Below are 5,215 nucleotides of genomic sequence, written 5' to 3'. Positions count from 1 at the left end.
TGGATATCTGGTATCAGGCGAAAGCAGAAGCAATTCTTCAGGAAACAAAAAAGAAAATGTAAAGGATGGAACGGACATCTGGGTTCTAAATTTAGACAAATCCGGGAATGAAATCTGGCAGAAAAGCTACAATTTTGGGAACAGAGATGTTGCGATGAGTCTGGATGTGATCCGGAAAACCAACAAAGATAATTACAGTGAAGACCGAGGATTTTTGCTTGGAGGCTATACCCAAGCTGAGGGAAAAGTGAGGAAAGATGATGAGAAATTCTGGATGCTGTATATTGACAATACTGGTAAAGAAGAATGGCGAAAATATGTGGAAGGGAAGGAAAAAAAGAATCAGGAACGATTGGTTTCTGCAAAGCTGCAAAGTGATGGGAGTTATCTTCTGGCAGGGACGACTGCCGACCAATTGGGCGAAGAAAACTGGAAAATTATAAAGCTGGGTGACAAGCAGCTGGATGATTTGGTAGAGAATAAGGACATCCGCATCTACCCGAATCCTGTTGGGGAATATGCTTATGTGGAGATAGGATTGGACTTCGATGTGGCGGATATCTATGTTTATGATATGGCGGGGAAACAACTCCACACCTTGAAAACCAACAACAAAATCACAAAAATTAATACTGCTAAACTTCCGCAAGGGGTTTACATCATCAAAGCGAATATCCCTACCCAACAAAACAAAAAACTAACTGCTAAAATCGTGAAAGAATAAAAACATTATGAGAAAAATACAATTATTAATTGCCTTGTCTATAATTATCAAAATAAATTCGCAAACCAATTACCAAGGCACTATGGATTTGCATAATAAAGTTTTTCCCTCTTCCCCTTCATCGAGCAACTTAATGAAATTTGAAGAAGTTCCTGTGAGTTATTATACAGGTATTCCTGATATTTCTGTTCCATTATACAATATTGGGACGTCATATAAAAATTTAAATATTTCAGTTGAATTGAAATACCATCCAAACAACGCAAAAATAGAAGATAAGGCTTCGGAAGTTGGATTGGGATGGAGCATTACTTCTGCCGGCACGATAACCAGAACTGTAAGAGGTGTTCCAGATGAATTAATTATTGATCAGGATCACATTCCAATGCCTAGTTTTTCATCTCAAGTGGGAATATATCACGACCAAAACAATGAAATATTCCCAAATAAAACAAGACATATACTAGATTATCTCAATGAAGGTATAATTAATTATACTGAGGTTGAACGGAAAAGATTCCTATTTGAGGGTGCTTTATTTAATAGGTTTGATCTGGAGTATGATCTTTACCAATATGACGTAATGGGTTACAGTGGGCGATTTATTATTAAAAAAAAGGCAAATGGAACTTTTGAAGTCAAAAAACTTGATGAAAATAATTTGAAAATAATTAGCCAACATAATGCTGCTACCTATGCTCCAGAAAGTTTTAAAATTATAGATGATAATGGAAATCAATATAATTTTGATATTGTAGAATATGCTGAAAGAAAAAATATATTAACAGGAACTCGCTTTTTCCCTACAATTGACCCTGGTTCCAATCCGATAACTAAGCTAGGCGCATGTGCTTCAAGCTTTAAAATAAGCAGTATAAAAGATCAAAATAATAATCTCCTGGCAGAATTTTATTACAATAATGCTTCTACAATTTTAATTCAGGATTATCCTGTTATAAAAAATCGAAGTTTTGAATACCAGCCTACAATACCATTACCTACTGATCCCGATCCTTATCCATTAGCTCACGAGTCAACAACAATAGAGACCATATTCAAAAACAGAACTCTTGATTATATAGAAATTAAAAATAAAGCAAAAATCAAATTTTCCTATGATAATAACAGACTAGATACTAATTATTTTACTGCTAATAATTATAAACCAGAAAAAATAAATTCCATAATACTTACGAAAATTGATGATACGGAGATAGAGAAATTTAATTTTATATACAATTATTTTCAGTTCAATACATCTGAAAAAAGGCTGAAACTGGAAAAATTGAAAAACAGGATAGAAACAATTTTATTCTATTCAACTATAAATTCTTTTATAAGGAATCCAATGAAACTTTATCAAAAGATCCCTGGGAATTTACAAAATGTGTCAATACAGAGTGTATTGATGTAAATATCCTGAATAAAATGATATTGCCTACCAAAGGATCTATATTATATCAATTTGAACCTAATTTATATACTACATTTCCCGATTCTACAACAGGTATCGATTCCAGCAGCAACATCAATCTGAGAGGCGGAGGTATAAGAATCAAATCTATTACACACTATGATTCTGAAAATCCTAATGTAAATACGCCTTTTGCGAAAAAATTTAATTTCAATTATAATATTCCGTCAAGCAACCTGAGCAGTGGAAGTTTAGTTTATCCAGAACCAATATATACATTTAGTGATGGCTACATAAGAACAAATTCAAATAAAAATCTAATTCCTTCTGATAAAACTAAAGGAGGAGATGTTGGCTACGAGTATGTAACCGTTTATGAAACCGGTAATGGAAAAACAGAATACAAAATGCGATCTCCTAAGGACTTTCCCAATGATAACTATTCTATAATAGGCCCAACTTTTACTAAAAATATTAATTATGATTATCTAAGGGGACAAAATGTCTATAAAACGATAAAAAATGAAGCAGGGAATAATCTATCAAAAACTAATTTTGATTATTTAATCAAAGAAAACGAAATTAACGTAGGAGCAAATATCATCAGAATGAGAAAACAGCCCTATAAGCAAAGTGTTTTTAATACCTGTTTTGCATATGATTGTTTACAACCAGATGATAAAGAAAGACTCTGGGGTGATTTTGGAGTTTTAAATGATGTGGTGGGAATATCATTAAATAATTATATTAAAAGTGAACAATTTCCTGGCGGACAGATAGCCTCATTAGTACAAGAAGATACGATTGAATATAATCAAAATAATTATATAAAGAATGAGAAAACAAAATATGCAGATGGCTCTGTAATGGAAAAAACATATAAATATGCTACAGATTTCACTGTTGCAAATAATTCTCAAACTGATTTTCAATCTTTGATAGCTGCTAATATGATAAGTATCCCCCTAATTACGGAAATCAAAAATAACGGAGACAGAATCTCCAAAACTGAAACTGTCTACAGCTCAGCAACAAACCTGCTTCCAAGTTCAGTATTGAAATATGATTTAAAAAGCGAAAATAACACAAAAGAAATTGATCTAAAATATGCGGCTAATGGTAATCTGATTGAATATAAAGACAAGGCTAATGTATCAACAGCCATCATCTGGGGGTACAACCAAACCCAGCCAATCGCCAAGATAGAAGGTGCAACGTATGCGCAGGTTTCCAATTTGGCAACAGCAATCGTCACAGCTTCCGATGCGGATGCGTCTGATCCAACAAAAGAAGGTGCTTTGATTATTGCTTTGGACAGTTTTAGAACTGCCCTTCCGGGTTATCAGATTACAACTTATACTTACAATCCATTAATTGGGGTTACGTCCATTACGCCACCATCGGGAATCCGTGAGGTCTATATCTATGACACCGCCAACAGGCTACAAGAAATAAGGGACATCAACGGAAATATCCTGAAATCCTACGAATACAAGTACAAACCATAAAAACACAAACAATGAAATCGAAGATTATCTCCTTTCAGTCGGTGAACTTATTTCACAAACACCCAAAAGACTTTATAAGTAGGGTTTGTAAAAAACAAATATTAGCCCTCGTTTTACTGTTTGTAGCAGTAAACACCTATTCCCAGACAGTTCCGAGTTCTACGGAGAACTATATCTACACCAAAACCTACCTCTCCAAACCGGGAGATCCGGTTCAGAAACCAGTTTCAGAAACTATTCAGTATTTCGACGGACTGGGCAGACCAAAACAGGTTGTGAATGTCAAAGCCTCACCATTGGGAAATGATATTGTAACCCCGATTATATATGATGAGTTCGGAAGACAGACCAAGGATTATCTTCCTCTGCCACAATCCGGAAGTTCCAACGGCGCAATCTATCAGCAGAATCCGCAGTCCGACCCTCCGGTTTCCAATCCAGTATATCCCATTTTGCACCCTTCCGAGACTACATTTTATTCTAAAAAACTATTGGAAAATTCGCCATTGGACAGAGTTCAGCAACAAGTGCAAGTGGGAAATGCGTGGAGCAGCAAACCTGTAAAATTTGATTATCTTGCCAGTACAAGCGCAGACAAAGTCATGCGTTTTTGGAGCAATGTCCACTGGCCGGACCAGAACAACAATGACCTCAGGCTGGAAACCTCTAAATATTTTGGAGACAACCAACTTTATAAGAATCTCATTACCGATGAAGATGGCAACAAAACGATAGAATTCAAAAATGGAGAAGGACAAACGCTGCTTGTAAGAAAAGAAGTGACCGGCAATGTATATGCCGACACCTATTATATCTACAATGAGTTCAATAATTTAGCCTTCGTGATATCTCCGGAAGCTTCTAAAAAGATCGATCAGTTGATTCCGGCAGGCGGGGTAAGTGTGCTGGATGCCGCCACCAAACCTCTCATCACAGATCTCTGCTACCAGTACAGATACGACGGCAAAAACCGCCTTGTGGAGAAGAAACTGCCCGGAAAAGGCTGGGAATATATGGTTTATGACAAAGCAGACCGCCTAGTGCTGACACAGGACGAGAATATGCGTCCGGACAAACGATGGCTTTTTACCAAGTATGATAAATTTGGCAGGGTGATCTATACCGGGATCACATCCGACCCGGGATCAAGGGAACAGATCCAGACCTGGATAGAGAACACCTTTCCAAATAATGTGGAAGGAAGCGGAACCTTTACCCAGGACTGGCAGTTGAATACACCAATTCCAATGCCTTCCCAACGTATATCAACCAGCTTCTTTCTGTCAACTATTATGATAAGTATCCTTCCGGTACTGTCTTCCCGACAGGCGATGCTATCCTGGGCGTTCCCATCCTGAAAGACACTTTCCCGCAAGGCGTCACCCAATCCACCAAATCTTTGCCCACTGCTTCTTTTGTAAAGAATATTGAGGATGACAAATGGACGAAGAGCTACACCTTTTATGACAGGAAAGCCAGACCCATCGGCACCTACAGCTACAACCATCTGGGCGGCTTTACCAAAACCGAAAGCACTTTGGATTTTACTGGCGTTCCCCAGAAAACAAT

General features: G+C 36.9%; 4 protein-coding genes. All 4 read left to right on the top strand.

The genetic code is table 11. The features are described 5' to 3' along the window. The coding region (locus OPU68_RS18070; protein WP_498475307.1) for a T9SS type A sorting domain-containing protein at positions 1-724 on the top strand (724 nt) is incomplete at its 5' end. Between the two features lie 133 nt (positions 725-857). Continuing rightward, positions 858-2,138 (top strand): hypothetical protein, encoded by a 1,281-nt coding sequence (locus OPU68_RS18065; protein WP_498475306.1) that lies wholly within the window; start codon positions 858-860, stop codon positions 2,136-2,138. A 14-nt stretch (positions 2,139-2,152) separates the two neighbouring features. Continuing rightward, positions 2,153-3,646, top strand: coding sequence for a hypothetical protein (locus OPU68_RS18060; protein WP_498475305.1), 1,494 nt, complete (start codon positions 2,153-2,155; stop codon positions 3,644-3,646). A gap of 11 nt (positions 3,647-3,657) precedes the next feature. After that, positions 3,658-5,004 (top strand): DUF6443 domain-containing protein, encoded by a 1,347-nt coding sequence (locus tag OPU68_RS18055; protein ID WP_498475304.1) that lies wholly within the window; start codon positions 3,658-3,660, stop codon positions 5,002-5,004. Positions 5,005-5,215: the final 211 nt, after the last annotated feature.

It is taken from the genome of Chryseobacterium sp. TB1-D10 (genome assembly GCF_059803555.1).
The sequence above is the reverse complement of the archived record's forward strand: the minus strand, read 5'-3'. Positions and strand labels throughout refer to the sequence as shown.